The sequence below is a fragment of the Bradyrhizobium sp. SZCCT0148 genome (assembly GCF_018129985.1).
GTDB classification, from domain to species: Bacteria; Pseudomonadota; Alphaproteobacteria; order Rhizobiales; family Xanthobacteraceae; genus Bradyrhizobium; species Bradyrhizobium japonicum_H.
The window spans coordinates 414,002-431,755 of record NZ_JAFCKT010000003.1; the positions used below are offsets into that span (position 1 = coordinate 414,002).

Here is a 17,754-nt window from a genome sequence, read left to right on the forward strand (position 1 = left end):
AATCGGGCCGGGCTTTCGTCTGTGTGCAGCCTGATGTTCCGGTTCCGAAACACTGGTAGCGGCCTGCACGAAAGTGATATGGGTGAAACGAGACGGCGTTCAAGAGGGCGGCAATGGCGCCTTTTCGGCGCTCCCGCCCCTTGATTTGCAGCCTTCTGCCCCCAATGACGCTGGTCTCGATCCCGTCCAATCCCGTCCCCGAAGACGTCGTCAGCGGTACCATCAAGACGCCCGATGGTGCCGAGCTGCGCTTTGCGCGCTGGGCGCCACCGGCGAACCGCAAGGGCACCGTCTGTGTCTTCACCGGCCGCAGCGAGCAGATCGAGAAATATTTCGAGACCGTGCGTGATCTGCGCGACCGCGGCTTTGCGGTGGCAATGATCGACTGGCGCGGGCAGGGCCATTCCTCGCGCCGCCTGCGCGATCCGCGCAAGGGCTATGTGCGCGATTTCTCCGATTTCGAGGTCGACGTCGAGGCCTTCGTGCAGCAGGTCGTGCTGCCCGATTGCCCGCCGCCGTTCTTCGCGCTGGCCCACTCCATGGGCGGCACCGTGATGCTGCGGGTGGCGCATGCGGGCAAGCGCTGGTTCGACCGCATGGTGCTGTCGGCGCCGATGATCGACCTGCCCGGGCGCACCACCTCGCTTCCGGTGCGTGCGCTGCTCAAGACCATGCGCCTGCTCGGGCAGGGCGGCCGTTATGTTCCCGGCGGCAGCGACCGCCTCACCGGGCTCGATCCCTTCATCAACAATCCCGTGACCAGCGATCCGGTGCGCTACGCGCGCAATGCCGCGATCCTGGAGGAGGACCCGACGCTCGGGCTGGCATCACCGACGGTCGCCTGGGCGGATACCGCCTTCCGCGCGATGCACACCTTCAAGCGGGTGAACTACCCATCGCGGATCCGGCAGCCGATCCTGATGCTGGCGGCGTCCAACGACACCGTGGTCTCGACCGCGGCGATCGAGGAGTTCGCCTATCACTTACGTGCCGGCTCCCATCTCGTGATCGCCGGCGCCAAGCACGAGATCCTCCAGGAGCAAGACCGCTACCGCTCGCAGTTCTGGGCCGCCTTCGACGCCTTCGTGCCGGGCACGCCGCTGTTCAAGTGAGGGAAATCCTCCCTCGTCCCGCAAGTGGGGCGAGGCGAAGACCTACAGCGTCTTCAAATACTCGATCAGATCGTAGCGCTCGGCATCGTCCTTGAACATGCGGCCGATCACGCCGTCGCGCTTCGGTTCGCCTTCCTTGCGCTCGAAGGAATGGCCGAGCACGCTGTTGCCCTGGATCGGGTCCTTCTCCGACCCCGCGGAGAACTGCGTTTCACCCGTCTTGCACGTCTCATCCGCGGTCACCGCAAATCCCACGGTCACGGGATCGTAGTCGCGGCGGCCCATGCAGAATTTGGTCGGGCGCTCGTTCGCCGGCTTCAGCAACCAATACAGCGAAGGCACCGAACCGTTGTGCAGGTAGGGCGCCGTTGCCCAGATGCCGTTCAATGGCCGCGCACGATAGCGCGGGTCCTGCGCCGGATTGAGACAATTCTTGCGCGCGAGATTCCATATCTTCGCGCGTTCGGCATCGGGGACCTTCTCGTCGTCCATCCATTTGCGGGCGACGAGGTCGACCACCGTCATGAGGCCGAGCGCGTAGACCATCTCATTCGGCGATTTGCTTGCGGTCGGGATGTCGCATTGCCACCATGTCTGGAGGTCGGCCGTATTGACCTTCAGGAAGCCGGGCACGTCGACGATCCTGTTGCTGAGAATGAGGGATTGCTCGGGATCGGTGTTGATCTCCTTGAGGGGAATCGTCACCGCGTTCAGCACCTTGCTGTCGCCGCTCGGCTCCCAATGCTTCGATGACCAGAAGGCTGGGGTGTCGATGGCCGGAAGGTGGCACCCGGAGCACATCTCGGCGTAGATGGCGCGGCCGCGCTCGACGCGATCGGGCTTCAACCGCCATGCATCGCCGAGGATCTGCGAAGGCCATTTCGGCGCGAGCAGGCCGCCGAACTTCGGGCCGGTGGAAGGATCGGCTGTCTTGAACGGATCTGGGCCTCTCAGCATGTCCTCGATCCAGCCGAGCGTCCTGATGTTCACCGACGACCGCCACAGCCGATCCTCCGGATAGGCGTCGGACAGGTTGAGCAGCGCGGTCACGCCGAGCGCTTCGCCGGCGTTGCGGATCAAGGGCTGCTCGATCGAGGCGTCGTATTGGGCGAATTTGAACCAGGGCACGGTCCAGATCGCGGGGTAGCTGACCGGCGCGTCCTGGGCGTGCAGGTTCTTCTCAAACCCCTTGATCCCGCTCAGCGCGAGATCCTGGGAGAAGACCTGGTTGCCGATCCGATTGAGAGCATCGAGCCGGCCGAACCCTTCCTCCGTGTCCTGCTGCTGCCTGCCGTTCCAGGTCTTCTTGCTTTCAACCGTCTTTTGCTGGGTTTTGGCCCAATCGATCAGGAACGTGCCGATCGCGCTGAGCTTCTGCTTGAGCGCAGCGCGGTCCGTTTCGCTGGCATCGGGGCCGAGCACGCGATCGGCAAAGCGCTGGAAGCGGAACGGGACGTACAGGGTGTAGGCGATCGACAGGCCGGTTGAGAGCTCAAGCTTCTTCAGGTCGGTCATGGCCGGCCCGCCGTCGAAGCGCACGTCCACGCCCTGGTAATGGATCTGGCCGGTGTGGCACGCCGCGCAGGTCAGCCCGATCTTGTCCTCCTCGCGACGCCCGGTCGCGGGATCGACGACGCCGGTCATTCGCGCGAATCCGACCGGCAGGCCGTCGACATTCTCCGCCGGCGTCCACCTGGCCGACCAGTCCGGCGCCTGCGCCGTCTCATAAACATTGGCGTAGCCGAAGCGGCGCAGTGTCGTGGCGTCGGTCTGGATCGATTGCGGGCTCGGAATGAAGCCGAAGCGTTCGAGATAGGCGCTCTCCTTGATCATGCCCGGCTTCGAGAACAGATGCAGCCGCGGCTGCTCCAGTGCCATGAACCAGTCATAGGGCACCGGGAAGGTTGCGGTGCCCTGGCTGGCGTGGTGGAACCAGTGCCGGTCCTTCAGCGACCAGTTCTGCTCGAGCCAGAAGGCGGCCTTGGTCTCCGGTACGGCTGGCAAAGGCGGCGGCAAGAGATTTACGAGAACTCCCTTCTGCGGCAGCACGGCACGAACCTGATTGGGGAATTCGGCCACCGCGACGAGGGTGACAAGGCCGATGGCGATCAGCAGGACCGCAAGCTTGAGGGCACCCCGCACCACGCGCTGGCAGGTCGACAGTATCGGTTGCGATACGAGCCGCTGGTTGATCCGCGCGGGGAGTTGCCGCTCGTTGAACAGCGTGCGCACGTCGGCCACGCTGAGATAGCGATTATCGCCTGTGCCCTTGCCGATGATCTTCAGAAGGACTGGCCATTCAAACTTCATCAGCAGCGGGTAGTACCAGCGCGCGGCGCTGCCGGCGCGCTTGAGGTTGTCGCGCATGAAGATGTCGATTTCCGAGGCGTTGAGGCCCAGCTCGGAGCCGTTCGGATCGGCGTAAGTCCGGCCGAAACTCGCGAACCGCGCGATCTCGTCCTCGTTGACCTTTCCGTCGACGCCGAGGATGCGCGAGCCGGCACCGTGCTTGTCGAGCGGGCCGCCGCGGAGCGCATCGAGTTGCGCGCCCGAACCGATGCTTTTGAGGATGTGACCGAGACCGTTGGCGATGAGCGCCACGCCGCGGACCTGGAGCCGGGCAGACGCCTTCTTCAGGCCGGTTTCGCCGGTCGCATTCGCGATCGTCTCCGACAGCTTGCCGAGCGGGACAGTGCCACCCTCGACAAAACCTTCGCCGACAAGGCCGCGCAGAAATGGGCAGGGATTGTTGGGTGAGACCTGGATCGAGGGGACGAGCGGCGGCTTCGAAGCGGGGTCATGCATGGCCCAAAATCCTGAAAACAGCGAATCGCGGAAATGAGGCGCCGATCAAGCGCAAAAAGTCCTAACAAACCGACAGCTGCTTATACTACTTCAGCGTGTGGCGAAGTGTGGCCCAATTCACTGTCCTGTCAACAAGGGCAGGCAGGTGCTGGCCGGAGCACTGCGGGACAACTTCAGGGGGAGCCGCGGCCTGCTGGTCAGGACTCCGCGGCCCGTTTGACGTCACTCTGAATCAAGGTCAGCTTTGCGAGCGGCACGCCGGCCTTCAGCAGCCCTTCGCGATAATGGGCGAGATCCTCAGGCCGCTTCCAATGGAAGTTGCGCAAGTGACGATCGACATTGAGGGTTGGGTAGTTGGCCATCAGCACGCCGGTCGCCTCGCTCGCCTCGGCGGTCCGCCCCAATTGTGCCAGGGCCGCAGCGCGGATCGCCAGCGCCTGCATGTGGTTCGGGTTGATGTAGAGCTGCTCTCGCGCCCATGACAGGGTCGCGTCATATTGGCGCAACAGATAATGGCTGAAGGCGTTCAGCGCCGCCCATTGGTAGCGCGGGTCGCTGTTGTCGCGCTGCGCGGCCATCGAGAACAGCTCGATCGCCTCCCGGTGCTCGCCGATGACGAAATGGCAGATGCCGAGCACGCCGCGCGCGCCCATATCGTAGGGATTGAGCGCGACCGCGCGCTTGGCCGCGTCCATCGCTGCCTCGTAATGCCCTTCCATGGCATGTGCCCAGGACAGGATCGAGAACGTAAAGGACGAGCGCGGGTCAAGCCGGACGCTGGTCTCAGCGAGGTTCATCGCCTCGGCCCACATCTCGCGCGTGCCCTTGACCCAGCCGAACTGGATGCTCTGGATCTGGATCGTGGCGAGATAGGCGTGCGCGATCGACAGTTTGGGATCGACCCTGATGGCTTCCCGGAACAGGTCGACGGCGGCAGTCAGGTCCTCCTTGGTCTGCCGGTAGTAATGCGACAGTCCCTTGAGAAAGCGATCCCAGGCGGTGACGTCCGTCGAGAGCCGCGCGGGCGCCGAGGCTTCCGCCCGGACGATCTCGGTGGCGATGGCGGCGGACAGATTGGTCGTGATCTCGTCCTGCATCGCGAAGAAGTCGCCGATGTCGCGGTCGTAGCGGCCGGTCCAGAGCTGCTCGCCGGTCTCCGGCGCGATCAGCTCGGCGGTGACGCGGATCTTGGCTCCGGCGCGCCGCACCGAACCCTGAACGAGATAGGTGGCGTCGATCTCGCGTGCGATCAGGCGGGTGCTGGTGTTCGTGCCTTTGAAGGCGAAGGTCGAGTTGCGGCTCAGCACGCGATAGAAGGACTGCAGCGACAGCGCGTGGATCAGATCCTCGGTGAGACCGTCGGAGAAATACTCGTCCTGGGTATCGCTGAGATTGGCGAACGGCAGCACGCCGACGATCGCGGTGCGGTACTGTTGCGAGAGGGCGGACGCCTCCCGAAACTGGGGCGCGAGCGCTGGCGCACCTTCGGCTGTCCAGGTCCAGACCCCGACTGGGTCCTTGATGTTCTTGAAGCGATGATTACCGGCATCGACCAGCGGGACAGTCAGATGCTTGCTCGCCTCCTTGTACGCCTTGGCCGAGATCGCAAAGCCGCCGGGGCTCGCCACCGATTCCAGGCGGACGGCAATGTTGACATCGTCACCGAACACCTCGTCCTCGTCGGCGATGACGTCGCCCATGTGGATGCCGAGGCGGAATTGCATGGTGCGGTCGGCCGGCAGATGGTGGTTACGCTCCGCCATCAGCGTCTGCATCGTGATGGCGGCCTCGGTGGCGCCGACGATCGAGGGGAATTCCAGCAGGAATCCGTCGCCGGTGTTCTTTACGACGCGGCCGCCGTGATTGAGGATGATGGGATGGATCGCGCTGCGATGGGCCTTGAAGGCAGCATGGGTGCCGGCCTCGTCGCTACCCATCATGCGCGAATAGCCGGCGACATCGGCGCAGACGATGGCAGCCAGACGTCTTTCCATTGTCCGGAGCTCCAAGGGAAGGCAAACCCACCCCAGCGTGGCGGTCGGCCGAATCCCGCATTTCAAGAACCAGCCTTTATAAAGCAGATGTGGCCGAGCGGAAGTATGATCCGCCCTGCAAATTCGAGGTAAATCCTACGCAATCCCGACGGTGGACGGCGAGGGGCGAACCGACTAAGCGGAACCGCGACCGTCCGGGCGGCTGCAGAGGCATCTCGCATGTTGGGCATTCAAGAAATCTGGCTCTTCATCCTGTCGGGCGTGCTGCTCAACATCACGCCAGGGCCTGATTCCGTCTACGTCATCGGCCGCAGCATGCAGATGGGCTGGCGAGGCGGAGCCGCGGCCGCATTCGGCATCAGTTGCGGCTGTCTTGTCCATGTCGCGGCCGCTGCGATCGGCCTTTCGGCCCTGCTGATGGCTTCGTCGACCGCCTTCTCGATCCTGAAGCTGGTCGGCGCGGCCTATCTCGTGGTCACCGGGCTTCAGATGCTGTGGTCACGGCCGGTGCTGGCGGCGGCGCTCGACGAGCCGGTTCGGAGCTCGCTGCGGCGGGTCTTCCTCCAGGGGGTTTTCACCAACGCGCTCAATCCCAAGGTCGCGCTGTTTTTCCTGGCCTTTCTGCCGCAATTCGTCGCCGTCGATTCCGCACACAAGCCGCTCGCCTTCCTGACGCTCGGCCTGATCTTCATCTTTACAGGGACGCTTTGGTGCCTGGTGCTGGCCGCGTTCGCGGCCAAGGCCGCCCACCGCCTGCGCGAGTCCGAAGGCGCGATCGCCTGGGTCAATCGCGCGCTCGGTGGCCTCTTCATCTATCTCGGCATCCGCGTCGCCATGCTGGAGACGCGATAGGCTCATTCGAACGAATGACGGGAGCTGGGCTTTTGTAAGCCACCCAGCAAACGCTTTACGCGAACTCCTTCGCCAGCGCGCTGCCGGCCAGATAAACACCAAGCAGGATCATCGCAATCAGGAACCAGCGGCGGAACGCATCGGCCGGCATTCGTGCGCGCACCGACTGGCCGATGAACATGCCGGCAAAGGCCATGGCCATGCCAATGGCGCCGGGGACGGCATTGGCCGGCGTCAGCAATCCGCTGGCGGTGAGGTTGAAGGCGAGCGCCAGCGTCGCCGTCGTGAAGAACACGCCAAGCGCCTGCACCAGTTCGTCCTTCTCCATGCCGATCGCCTGCATGAACGGCATCGAGGGGATCACCTGCACGCCTGTCGAGGCCGAGATCACGCCAGTGACGACACCGACCACGCCGCCGACCCATTTCTCGTTTCTGGGCGCCACGTGGAACTGGAATTTGTTCAGCCCGATGATGGCGTAGATCACCAGCAGGACGCCGAGCACGATCGTGCCGTAGCGTGCATGGGGGCCGGTCAGCGCGCCGGCATTGAGCCAGCAGCCGACCACGGTGCCGATCATCAACGGCCACAGCCGCCTCAGGATGTCGCGCAAATACGGACCGACGAAGGTCTGCCAGATGTTGGTGACGATGGCAGGCACGATCACGATGGCGATCGCCCGGCTGGGCGCCATGCTCACCGCGAGCAGGCCCATGGACACCGTCGGCAGGCCGAGCCCGACTACGCCCTTGACGAATCCGGCGAGAAGGAAGACGGCGGCGATGAGGATGAGGAGCGGGTCGATCATCGCCGCACATTGACCGAAGCGGCGCCTCCGCACAATCTGGAGGTTACGGAGCAAGCCTTCGTCTGAGACGAAGTCTGCGGAGACCTGCCATGCGTTTCGACCTCGTCGACCTCCAGCTCTTCATCGCGGTCGCCGACCAGCGCAGCATCACGCGCGGTGCGGAGCGGTCGCACCTGGCACTGGCCTCCGCCAGCGCGCGCATCAAGGGGCTGGAGGACGCGCTCGGCGTTGCGCTGCTCAAGCGCGGACGACGCGGCGTCGAACTGACCGCAGCCGGCGAGAGCCTGCTCGACCACGCGCGGCTCGTGATCCATCAGATCGACGCCATGCGCGGCGATCTCGCCGGCTTTGCCTCGGGCGTGCGCGCCAGCGTGCACTTCCTCGCCAACACCTCGGGCCTGTCGGAGCACCTGCCGAAGGCGCTGGCCGGCTTCCTGCGCGAGCATCGCGATGTCGCAGTCGACATCGAGGAGCGCGAGAGCACCGACATCGCAGCCGCAATCACGGCCGGAGCCGCCGATCTCGGCTTCGCCGCCGAGCACGCGCTGCCCGACCACATCGAGCGCTTCCTGTTCAGCGAGGACCGCCTGGCGCTGGTGACGTCGAAACGCGGCCCGTTCGCCGGCCGCCGCCAGATCGATTTCCAGGAAGCGGGCAGTTGCGACTTCGTCGGCCTGACCAGCGCCACGGCGCTCCAGATGCATATTGCGAAGCACGCCGCGAGGCTTGGCATGCGCCCGCATTTCCGCGCGCGCCTGCGCGATTTCGACGCGATCTGCCAGATGGTCGCCGCCGATGTCGGCGTTGCCCTCATCCCCGAAGCCGCCGCCCGCCGCTGCGCGAAGCTGATGCCGCTCGCCATCATCCGGCTGCGCGATGCCTTCGCCAACCGCCGTCTCGTGATCTGCGCACGCAGCTTCAAGGCGCTGCCACGGCCGGCCAAAATGTTGGTTGAGCATTTGAGGGCGGAGGCGGTATGAGGCGACGCGTGTTTTCACGCCTCCGGAGGAGGGTGGGAGAGTGCGCTACTTCGCCGTCTCGACGCCCGCGTCCTTGATCACCTTGGCCCACTTCTTCGTCTCGTCCGCGATGAATGCGCGGAAATGCTCCGGCTCGTCGCCGACCAGCGTCGCGCCTTGCGCCGCGAGCTTCTCCTTCACCGCCGGGTCCGCCATGGCCTTGGTGGCGAGAGCATGCAGCGCGGTGACGATCTCGGTCGGCGTGCCCTTCGGCGCGACCATGCCGTACCAGTTCTCGACGCGCAGATCGGGAAAGCCGGCTTCCGCGAGAGTCGGCACATCGGGTGCGGTCGGCGCGCGCGCGGCCGAGCCGATCGCGATCGGCCGCAAGGCGCCCGCCTTGACCTGCGGCAGCAGCACGGGAAGATCGAGAAACGTCATCTGCACCTGCTGGCCGAGCAGATCGTTCACCGCCGGCGCCGCGCCGCGATAGGGCACATGCACGATGTCGATCCTGGCCGTCAGCTTGAACAATTCACCGGCGAGGTGCGGCAGGCTGCCGGGACCGGAGGAGGCGAAGTTGAGCTTTCCGGGCTGCGCCTTGGCCAGCGCAATCAGCTCACCGATGTCTTTCGCCGGCACGTTGGTGGCGACCACGAGCATTTCCGGCACGGTCGCGACCAGCGTGACCGGCGTGAGATCGCTCGAGGTGTCGTAGGCGACCTTCTCCATGCTCGGGCTGATCGCGAGCGCGCCGGCGCTGGAAATCGCGATGGTGTAACCGTCCGGCGCGGCCTTCGACACCGCGTCGGTGCCGAGCACGCCGCCCTGGCCGCCGCGATTGTCGATCAGCACCGGCTGGCCTGACAGCTCCGACATGCGCTGGCCGATCACACGCGCGATGATGTCGTTGGGCCCGCCGGCCGGGAACGGCACGATCAGCTTGATCGGCTTGGTGGGAAAATTCTGCGCGGATGCCAGCGTCGGCAGCAGAAGCAGGAATGTGAGGAGGAGCGCGCGGCGAGTGTTCATGCAGGCTCCCCGCTCATTAGCCGTTGAGCAGCTTCAGTGCTTCTTCGTGAACCCGGGCGTCGCCGGCCGCGATGATGCGGCCGCCGCCCTGGGCCGGCTCGCCTTCCCAGGTGGTGACGACGCCGCCGGCGCCGGTCACGATCGGGATCAGTGCCGCGATATCGTAAGGCTTGAGCTCGGTCTCGACCACGAGATCGACATGACCTGCCGCCAGCATGCAATAGGAGTAGCAGTCGCCGCCATAGCGTGACAGGCGCGCGCCCTGCTCGATGCGGTTGAAAATGGCGCGGTCGCGCTCGTTCATCAACAGCGGGCTGGTGGTGTAGGTGGTGGCCTCCGAAAGCGACTCGCAGCGGCGGACCTGGAGCCGGCGCTCGCCGGACGGGCCATTATAGGTGGCCGAACCATTGTCGCCGGAGAAACGCTCGCCGATGAAGGGCTGGTGCATCATGCCGTACACCGGCACGCCCTTGTGCAGCAAAGCGATCAGCGTCCCCCAGATCGGAAAGCCGCCGATAAAGGATTTGGTGCCGTCGATGGGGTCGAGCACCCAGACATAGTCGGCGTCCTCTCGCTCGTTGCCGAATTCCTCCCCGACGATGCCGTGCTGGGGGAAGTTGGCCTTGATCAGCCGGCGCATCACCGCCTCCGCGGCGCGATCGGCCTCGGTGACCGGATCGAAATCCTTGGTCTTGCTCTTGTCGTCGATTGACAGCGAGGTGCGGAAGAACGGCAGGATGGTTTCGCCGGAGGCGGTGGCGAGCCGTCCGATGAAGGCGGAGAAGTCGATCACCGTCACAAGCCGAATCCTCAAAGCGAAAGTGGAATGAGCTTCCTCTGCCTAGCTTAATTCGCCGCCGACGTGCAGCGATGTCTTGCATTTGCACCCTGGTATTTTGGATGCCGAAGCCCGCTGCCCTATCGAAGTCATCCGCTGGCCAAATATCGATCATAGAGTTGAAAACTTAGTTCCGATCATGCCTTGTTCGTATGCAAATGACTATCAACCCATTGAATTTCCTTATCAAAGAAACTGAATCTGGGTTTCCGTGGGAGCAATTGAGCCATGTGCGTATTGCATGGGAAACCGCTCAAAAGCCCTTGCACTTTGTGCGGCGCGGTCGCATATTGTTGCGGTGCGGTAGCGCTTTGCGTTACCGCTGCCCTCCTTGGGCGTTTCCTCCCTAGACTTGGGCCGCTTCTTCATAAGAAGCGGCCCTTTTTTCTTGGTGCAGGTTTTTTTATTTTTCCGGCAGGTGTTTCGTTTCGAATTGCGCAGCGAAAGCGAAGCGACGGCGCGTTCGCGCCAGTCAACACCACACGAGCTGACGACGAAAAGCCGGCCCCTATTCCGCCGCGGCCTGGAACGGGCCGAGATCGCCGAACGGAATCGTGGTCGCCAGCACGTCGGCGAGAACGCCGAAGTCGGACGCCACCTGCGCAAAGCGCGCACCCCGCTCGCGCCGCCGCTCATCCATGTAGATCGCGCGGTTGAGCTCGAGCTGCACCGCGTGCAGGCCGCTCGCGGGATTGCCGTAATGCTCGGTGATGAAGCCGCCGGCATAGGGCTTGTTGCGGCCGATCGAATAGCCGAGCCCGGTCATGGTCTCCTCGACCCGGTCGGGCAGCAGCGGGGTGCAACTCGTGCCGTAGCGGTCGCCGATCACGACGTCGGGCCGGCGCGGCTCGTCCCTGCTCACCCCGACCGACGGCATCGAATGGCAGTCGACCAGCACCACGGTGCCGAACATCTGGTGCACCTTGTTGATCAGCCGGCGCAGCGCGCGGTGGTAGGGCTTGTACAGCGTCTCGATCCGACCCAGCGCATCGTCGACCAGGAGGCGCTCGCGATAAATCTCCTGGCCGTCGCCGACCACGCGCGGAATGGTGCCGAGGCCGCCGGCGACCCGCATCGAGCGGGTATTGGCGAAGCTCGGCAGCCGTCCGCTGAACATGCGGGGATCGAGCTCATAGGGCTCGCGGTTGACGTCGACATAGGAGCGGGGAAAGTTGACCCGCACGGTCGGAAAGCCGCGCTCGCTGAGATGGCCGATCAGCTCGTCCATGAAGGAATCTTCGGACCGCCGCAGCGTCGGCAGGTCGATCCTGGACGCGGCGAGGAATTCGTCCGGATAGGTCGAGCCGGAATGGGGCGAGTTGAAGATGACGGGCGCGCGCCATTGCGCGGGCTCAAAGATCTCGAAGGCTGGCGACATCTCGCCGTCAAACCGGGTCATCTTCTCAGGCTTCGTCCCTTCGCGCCGGGATCTGGCAGCGGCCAGACCGCATCGATTCGGCCGATCGAGCGGCTCTTATGTGTCGTCATTGTCGGGAATCGCAACCATTCTGCCAAGCGAAAAGATGTGATGGTGATTGGAACAGGTCTTAACCGTGTGGGCAGGGAGGCGAGGATGGGTCGCCGCGGCTCGATTGCTTCGAGCGGTTTTCCGGTTCACAAGAGTCCGGCAGCGCGGCCGGCTCAGGGTAAAGATTTTCACCCCAAATTTACCCTCTGTCGGGCTTAGTGATCTCTGCTGATATCCTCTGGGGATGCGACGATTCCTGCCATGCCAAAGATCCTGCTCGCCGAAGACGACAACGACATGCGCCGTTTCCTGGTCAAGGCGCTGGAAAACGCCGGTTTTCAGGTCTCGTCCCATGACAACGGCATGGCCGCCTATCAACGGCTGCGGGAAGAGCCGTTCGAGATGCTGCTCACCGACATCGTGATGCCCGAGATGGACGGCATCGAGCTTGCCCGCCGGGCCTCGGAACTCGACCCCGACATCAAGATCATGTTCATCACCGGCTTCGCCGCGGTCGCCCTGAACTCGGATTCGGACGCCCCCAAGAACGCCAAGGTGCTGTCCAAGCCCGTGCATCTGCGCGAATTGGTCAGCGAAGTGAACAAGATGCTGGCCGCCTAAATCGGCCTTGTTCCGTCCTTGCACAGGGTCCCCTCGTCCGTTATAGGGACCCCACCCGACGCAAGTGGACTATTAGGGCGCGTAGCTCAGCGGGAGAGCACTACCTTGACATGGTAGGGGTCACAGGTTCGATCCCTGTCGCGCCCACCATCCTTCGCTCGCGATAGCGAGAGAAGGATGCCGCGCCGAAACCCATAGGGCGCAGGCGGGCCGCCGCAGCGAGCTACGGCTCGGCAAGCCACGATCTCAATCGAAGCGTGTCCGGGCTCGCACAGCGAAGACGGACCGGCGCGTCTTACGCCTCCTCACAATCGAACGAGCTGAGCCAGCCATAGGGCGCAGGCGGCCGCCGCCGCATGCCGACCACGCCATGGGTACGGCCTTTCACGAAGGGCTCGCGCATCTGCGTGCTCTCGGGCAGGTGCAGCGCTGCGCCACTATGTGCGCGGAGACTTTGTGGCGGCGATGCCACCGGCGCATCATCACGGATTATCTGCTCGCTGCCGGGGCGACGGTGTTCGAAGTTCTCGGACCCGGACAGGTCAAGCCGGCCGAAAGGAATCCCGGGGCGCGGGTCGTGGCTGGCCGTCTGGCCCACCCGGCCAAGAGTTAGCCAACCGTCGCCGCCGAGGTTATGCTTACGCTTGATCCTCACTATGATGTGGCCTTCCGACGCGAGCGCCCCATGAGCATATCCGTCATCGAGCGAGCAAAAATCCAGGCGCAGGTGCTGGTGCCGCTGGTCAAGGCGCTCCAGGCCGAGCTCGGCGAGGCGCGCGCGGACGCGCTGGTGCGCAAGGCGCTCGGCGACCTCTACCGCGGCTTCGGCGAGGAATTCTGGAAGGCTCAAAACAAAGACAAGAGCGAGACCGATCTCGGCAAGGCCGTCTCGTCGGCCTTCAAGACCTATGCAAGCGACGGCGCGCTCGCCTATGACGTCATCGAGCAGACGGCAGACGCCTTTGCGATCGACGTCACGCGCTGCGCCTATGCCGAGTTTTACAAGGCGCTCGGCGAGCCTGAGCTCGGATTTCTCATGGTCTGCAGCTCGGACTTCGCAATCGCGGAAGGGTTCGGTCCAGATATCAGGCTTACGCGCACGCAGACGATCATGCAGGGCGCGCCTCAATGCAATTTTCGCTACCGGCGGGATGGAGGCGCCTCCCGGTGAAAGGTTTGATGCAGGCGAGCTGCCTTGCCGCGGCGGCGCTGTCGCTGATCGCCTCGCGCGCCGATGCCGCGATCGTCGACTGGCAGGCCGAGCTTCAGCGTTGTCGTGAGCTGCGCCAGAATGTGGTGCCGCTGCTTCAGGCCGGCCAGGGGATATCCGCCGTCGGCCGCTCCAACAGATCCGTCCGTCGTTGCATCTGGATCCAGCGCGTGGCGGTGCGGAAGAAAATCCCCGGCGCGGAGGCGTGGTAGCGAGCGACTGTCAAACGGGCCGGCCCGCCGGCCCGAGCAGTGCGTCCTTCAGTCCGGTTGGATAGAGGCGAGGTCGGCCCTCCACGTCGAGATCGGCGAGGTCGAACCAGCGCGCCACGATCTGCTCGCCGCTGTCCTCGCGGAAATCGATGCGATCCTGGCCGCCGAACGCGCCGTCCGGAAAAGTCACCTCGGCGATGAACATCACCTCGTGTCCGATGGTGCCTTCGTGCACGAAAATGTTCTCCATCATCAACGGCTCGCTTGTGATGGTGACGTCGATGCCGAGCTCTTCGTGGAATTCCCGCACCAGAGCGGTCCGCCAGCTCTCTCCGAACTCGATCTCGCCGCCGAGCGGGCGTACGCCCTTGATGCGTCCGGCGTCGTCGCGGATTTCGGCCGCCAGCAGCCGCCCGTTCCGCCAGTGCAGGCCGATCGCGACAACGCGGATCTGGGGGTGAGGGCGCCAGGTGGTCATGGGGGATCGTTATCGTGCTCGCCAGCGCTAGGCAATGCGCGGAGGCAAGCTCTAGTCAGGCGGGATCCGGCTGCACAGCCTTGATCCATGACTGGCCGCCTGCCATTGTCCGGTCGTTAGACCCGGCAATGAGCTTGGTGCGATCGCGTTGTGGCGTTCGGTGAAACGCGTCGCTTCGCCGGGTGTGAAGAGAAGGCAGGCGATTGAGATGAGCAGCGTGAACAAGCCCGGCGGCAACTACTTGCCGGTGATCATTCATGGCGGGCTCGCCTATGTCAGTGGCCAGCTGCCGCGTCGCGGCGAAGACCTGCTGTATGTGGGCAAGGTCGGAGCAGGCGTCGACATCGCGGCCGCGCAGGAAGCTGCTGCCCTCTGCGCCGATCTCTGCGTTTCCGCCATCAACCATGCAACTGGCGGCGAGGACAGGATCGTCCAGGTCCTGCAGCTCGTGGGATACGTCGCTTCAGCGCCTGGATTTACCCAGCAGTCGCAAGTCATGAACGGGGCCTCCGACCGGCTGATCGAGCGACTTGGCGATCGTGGTCGTCACACGCGCACGTCCGTCGGCGTCGCCGAGTTGCCGCGGGGCGCTCCGGTCGAGCTAAGCATGATCGCCGCCGTTCGGCCGTAGCAGGCGCTTTACGTCACGAGATATTTGGCGACCGCCGCCTCGTCCCACGCGATGCCGTTGCCGGGCTCGTCGCACGGCAGCGCAAAGCCGTCCTTGACCGTCAGCCACGTCGACAGCACGGCGCCGGCCCAGTCGACATATTCCGGCCAATGCGCGGTCGGCGTCACGCAGAGCAGATACGCGCTCATTTCCGAGCACAGATGTGCCGACATCTCGATGCCGGCGGCATGGGCGAGCGCGGTGGCCCGCAGCCAGCCGATGACGCCGCCGATGCGCTGGCTTTCACCGCAAGCGCGGTCTGCATCGAGAAGGCGCTGTCGAAATGCTCACCGATCTGGACCGGCATGCGCAGCGCCCACCGATGCGCTGGCATGAGTTCGCGAGTACGGACGTTCGGCGGAGTCGCCTCTCTGCCAGACGGCTCCGTCGTTGGAATCAATGCGTTGATCTTGATCAAGATGGCGGCGACGAAACGAGGCAACCTCAATCAAAAGATGCAGATGGGAGGATTGACCATGCGGGCTTATCTCTTCGCATTGGCTCTGGTGTCAGCCATTCTGGGGTCGTCTTCGGCGCATGCTGGGTGCTGGCCGAGCGAGAATTTTCCGATTGTCTGCTGGCTCGACACGAAGGGCGAAGGGTGCTCGCAGTACCACGCGCTGACCAGCTACAAGGCAGTGATGTACCCGCATCCGGACCAGTCCATCTATGAGTTCGAGACCAGCCATTGGTGGAGTGGCCCTCCTCAAACGGCCTGTCCGCCGACGAAGACGGTCAAGTTCACCGGTGTTTGGAACCGCGAGACGGGCAAGGCGGAGGAAACGGCGTCCAACGGTTGGTCGTCTTGGTCGCGCTACATCTATTGCACCAACAACCCATGGACCGGACAAGGCCCGCCTGCGGTGCCGGTCTGCTCCGGGCCCGCCAACGACCCAAATGTGGGGCAGCCACTGACCTCGGCGATGCTGACGCAAAGTCAGCGCGTGAATTTGCTTCAGGTCCAGGAGCCGCTCCACACGAGGTGCCTGCAGATCGAGCCCGACCCGATGGGTTCGGAATGGCTTACCGGAAATTCATTGGTCCGGGTTGTCGTTTCGCACCATGAATATCAAAAGATCGAGTGGCACTATTTCTTCCAGGAGTTCTACTCGTTCGAGGGCTGGAAGGAAGTCCCCGCGCCGAAGTCGAAGGTTCCGTTGATCTCGACGAAGAAATACACCGAGCGCCGCGTCGCGACCACGACGGGGCGGTTCTGGCTCAACAAGCAGGGACGTTGGAAGATCGTCGCGGTCCCGAAACCGACCTCGCTCGCTGCCCAGCTCATCGCGACGACCGTGACCAACGAATGCCCGGGCGCGCGATTCAACATCCAATGAGGGCGGAACGACGAAAGGCCCTCTCTTGAAGCGCGTGTTCGACAGGCAATGACGAACACGCGAAGGAGCATCCCCGGACTACAATCTACTCGACCAAATACTTCTTCACCGCCGCCTCGTCCCACGCGATGCCGTTGCCCGGCTCCTCGCTCGGCAGCGCAAAGCCGTCCTTGACCGTCAACCGCGTCGACAGCACGGCGTCGGCCCAGTCGACATATTCCAGCCAGTGCGCGGTCGGCGTCACGCAGAGCAGATGCGCGCTGACCTCCGAAAACAGGTGCGTCGACATCTCGATGCCGGCGGCATGGGCGAGCGATGCGGCGCGCAGCCAGCCGGTGACGCCGCCGATCCGCTGCACATCGGGCATCACGTAGTCGCAGGCTTCCGCCGAGAGCGCGGATTGCATCGAAAAGGCGCTGTCGAAGTTCTCGCCGATCTGGACCGGCGTGCGCAGTGCGTCCGCAATGCGGGCGCAGCCGGCATAATCGTCGTGGCGGATCGGCTCCTCGATCCAGGTCAAGCCCTCATCGTCGAGCATCTCGCCGCGGCGGATCGCCTCGGAGACCGTCAGCGCCTGATTGTAGTCGCACATCAGCGTCACATGATCGCCGACGGCTTTGCGCACGGCGCGGACGACGGCGAGGTCCTCGCGCGCATCGGGCCGGCCGACGCGGATCTTGGCGGCTTGGAATCCTTCGGCCAGCAGCTTGTGCGCCTCTTCGACCGCGGCCCCCGCCGGCATGATGCCGAGCCCCTTCGAATTGTACGCCCTGACCGGCTTCGGCGCGCCGCCGAGCAGCCGGGCCAGCGGCAGGCCCTTGGCGCGTGCGAGCGCGTCCCAGGCGGCCATGTCGATGCCGGATTGCGCCAGCCTCTGCAGGCCGGCGAGGCCGAGCAGGGTGAAGCGTTGGGTCAGCTTGCGTTCGATCTCGAACGGCAGCAGCTCGTCGCCGGTGAGCAGCTCTGACATTTCCGTGACCATCGCCGTCAGCGGCTTCAACGCCGACGGCGTGATCGAGAACAGATAGGCGCGCCCCACCGCGCCCTGGTCGGTTTCGCAGTCGATCAGTACCAGCGGCGCCTTGGCGACCGAGCCGGTCGAGGTCTGCAGCGGCAGGTTCATCGGCACGATCACGGGCCGCGCGTTGAAGCGCTTGATGCGGATGGTCTCGGTCATGGGTCTCTCCGGCGGGGGCGGATGCAGGTTCGGCCCGATCTTAAGCATCCGTGATCAAACGAAAAGCCGTCTCGCCTGACCACCATACAATGGGGTTGCGCCGGCCGTCGTTTCTTGGCTCTGTGCCGCCGCATTCCTTGTCGCATATTCCTGGCAATTTGCGACAAAATCGCACACAACG

18 protein-coding genes and 1 tRNA gene are annotated in these 17,754 nt (G+C 64.4%); 10 read left to right on the forward strand and 9 right to left on the reverse strand.

Translation table 11 applies throughout. The annotated features are described in order from the left end of the window. Positions 1-164: 164 nt before the first annotated feature. A complete protein-coding gene (locus JQ580_RS13765; protein ID WP_212280567.1) occupies positions 165-1,112 on the forward strand; it encodes an alpha/beta fold hydrolase in 948 nt (315 codons plus the stop codon). Positions 1,113-1,154: 42 nt separating this feature from the next. Here JQ580_RS13765 and JQ580_RS13770 read toward each other — a convergent pair whose 3' ends face one another. Both JQ580_RS13770 and JQ580_RS13775 read right to left on the reverse strand, forming a co-directional pair. After that, positions 1,155-3,917, reverse strand: a complete 2,763-nt coding sequence (locus JQ580_RS13770; protein ID WP_212280568.1) for a di-heme-cytochrome C peroxidase — start codon at positions 3,915-3,917, stop codon at positions 1,155-1,157. A gap of 197 nt (positions 3,918-4,114) precedes the next feature. Then, positions 4,115-5,911 carry an adenylate/guanylate cyclase domain-containing protein gene (locus tag JQ580_RS13775; protein ID WP_212280569.1) on the reverse strand — a complete coding sequence of 599 codons (1,797 nt, stop codon included), beginning with the start codon at positions 5,909-5,911 and terminating at the stop codon, positions 4,115-4,117. 219 nt (positions 5,912-6,130) lie between these two features. On the opposite strand from JQ580_RS13775, the gene JQ580_RS13780 reads away from it, so the two are divergent. Further along, complete coding sequence (locus JQ580_RS13780) at positions 6,131-6,763, forward strand: LysE family translocator (protein WP_212280570.1); 633 nt, start codon at positions 6,131-6,133, stop codon at positions 6,761-6,763. Between the two features lie 55 nt (positions 6,764-6,818). Here the strand turns inward: JQ580_RS13780 and JQ580_RS13785 are convergent, their stop codons facing one another. Further along, complete coding sequence (locus tag JQ580_RS13785) at positions 6,819-7,571, reverse strand: sulfite exporter TauE/SafE family protein (RefSeq protein WP_212280571.1); 753 nt, start codon at positions 7,569-7,571, stop codon at positions 6,819-6,821. Positions 7,572-7,660: 89 nt separating this feature from the next. Between JQ580_RS13785 and JQ580_RS13790 the strand changes: the two genes are divergently transcribed. Further along, positions 7,661-8,551 (forward strand): LysR substrate-binding domain-containing protein, encoded by an 891-nt coding sequence (locus JQ580_RS13790; protein ID WP_212280572.1) that lies wholly within the window; start codon positions 7,661-7,663, stop codon positions 8,549-8,551. A gap of 45 nt (positions 8,552-8,596) precedes the next feature. Here the strand turns inward: JQ580_RS13790 and JQ580_RS13795 are convergent, their stop codons facing one another. The 3 genes from JQ580_RS13795 to JQ580_RS13805 form a co-directional block, all read right to left on the reverse strand. Next, positions 8,597-9,562, reverse strand: coding sequence for a Bug family tripartite tricarboxylate transporter substrate binding protein (locus JQ580_RS13795; RefSeq protein ID WP_212280573.1), 966 nt, complete (start codon positions 9,560-9,562; stop codon positions 8,597-8,599). Between the two features lie 16 nt (positions 9,563-9,578). Further along, positions 9,579-10,361 (reverse strand): histidinol-phosphatase, encoded by a 783-nt coding sequence (gene hisN, locus JQ580_RS13800; protein WP_212280574.1) that lies wholly within the window; start codon positions 10,359-10,361, stop codon positions 9,579-9,581. A 547-nt stretch (positions 10,362-10,908) separates the two neighbouring features. After that, positions 10,909-11,799 carry an N-formylglutamate amidohydrolase gene (locus tag JQ580_RS13805; protein ID WP_212280575.1) on the reverse strand — a complete coding sequence of 297 codons (891 nt, stop codon included), beginning with the start codon at positions 11,797-11,799 and terminating at the stop codon, positions 10,909-10,911. Between the two features lie 330 nt (positions 11,800-12,129). Here JQ580_RS13805 and cpdR point away from each other — a divergent pair, with 330 nt between their 5' ends. From cpdR to JQ580_RS13830, 5 genes are all read left to right on the forward strand, one after another. Next, positions 12,130-12,489 (forward strand): cell cycle two-component system response regulator CpdR, encoded by a 360-nt coding sequence (gene cpdR, locus JQ580_RS13810; protein ID WP_007597092.1) that lies wholly within the window; start codon positions 12,130-12,132, stop codon positions 12,487-12,489. Positions 12,490-12,564: 75 nt separating this feature from the next. Further along, positions 12,565-12,639 (forward strand) — tRNA-Val (locus JQ580_RS13815). Positions 12,640-12,859: 220 nt separating this feature from the next. Next, entirely contained in the window at positions 12,860-13,102 is a 243-nt protein-coding gene (locus JQ580_RS13820; RefSeq protein ID WP_249134150.1) for a DUF488 domain-containing protein, read from the forward strand. A gap of 72 nt (positions 13,103-13,174) precedes the next feature. Next, positions 13,175-13,660: an L-2-amino-thiazoline-4-carboxylic acid hydrolase gene (locus tag JQ580_RS13825; RefSeq protein WP_212280576.1), complete on the forward strand. Its 486-nt coding sequence runs from the start codon at positions 13,175-13,177 to the stop codon at positions 13,658-13,660. Between the two features lie 8 nt (positions 13,661-13,668). After that, positions 13,669-13,911 (forward strand): hypothetical protein, encoded by a 243-nt coding sequence (locus JQ580_RS13830; RefSeq protein WP_212280811.1) that lies wholly within the window; start codon positions 13,669-13,671, stop codon positions 13,909-13,911. Positions 13,912-13,921: 10 nt separating this feature from the next. Here the strand turns inward: JQ580_RS13830 and JQ580_RS13835 are convergent, their stop codons facing one another. Beyond that, positions 13,922-14,389, reverse strand: a complete 468-nt coding sequence (locus tag JQ580_RS13835; protein WP_212280577.1) for an NUDIX hydrolase — start codon at positions 14,387-14,389, stop codon at positions 13,922-13,924. Positions 14,390-14,597: 208 nt separating this feature from the next. Between JQ580_RS13835 and JQ580_RS13840 the strand changes: the two genes are divergently transcribed. Then, positions 14,598-15,020 carry a RidA family protein gene (locus JQ580_RS13840; protein WP_212280578.1) on the forward strand — a complete coding sequence of 141 codons (423 nt, stop codon included), beginning with the start codon at positions 14,598-14,600 and terminating at the stop codon, positions 15,018-15,020. A gap of 8 nt (positions 15,021-15,028) precedes the next feature. Here JQ580_RS13840 and JQ580_RS13845 read toward each other — a convergent pair whose 3' ends face one another. Then, positions 15,029-15,292 (reverse strand): enolase C-terminal domain-like protein, encoded by a 264-nt coding sequence (locus JQ580_RS13845; protein WP_311982453.1) that lies wholly within the window; start codon positions 15,290-15,292, stop codon positions 15,029-15,031. Here JQ580_RS13845 and JQ580_RS13850 point away from each other — a divergent pair. Continuing rightward, a complete protein-coding gene (locus JQ580_RS13850) occupies positions 15,248-16,396 on the forward strand; it encodes a hypothetical protein (protein WP_249134151.1) in 1,149 nt (382 codons plus the stop codon). The two genes, JQ580_RS13845 and JQ580_RS13850, sit on opposite strands and share 45 nt — an antisense overlap. Positions 16,397-16,481: 85 nt before the next feature. Here the strand turns inward: JQ580_RS13850 and JQ580_RS13855 are convergent, their stop codons facing one another. Next, positions 16,482-17,573, reverse strand: a complete 1,092-nt coding sequence (locus JQ580_RS13855; RefSeq protein WP_212280579.1) for an enolase C-terminal domain-like protein — start codon at positions 17,571-17,573, stop codon at positions 16,482-16,484. Between the last annotated feature and the right edge of the window lie 181 nt (positions 17,574-17,754).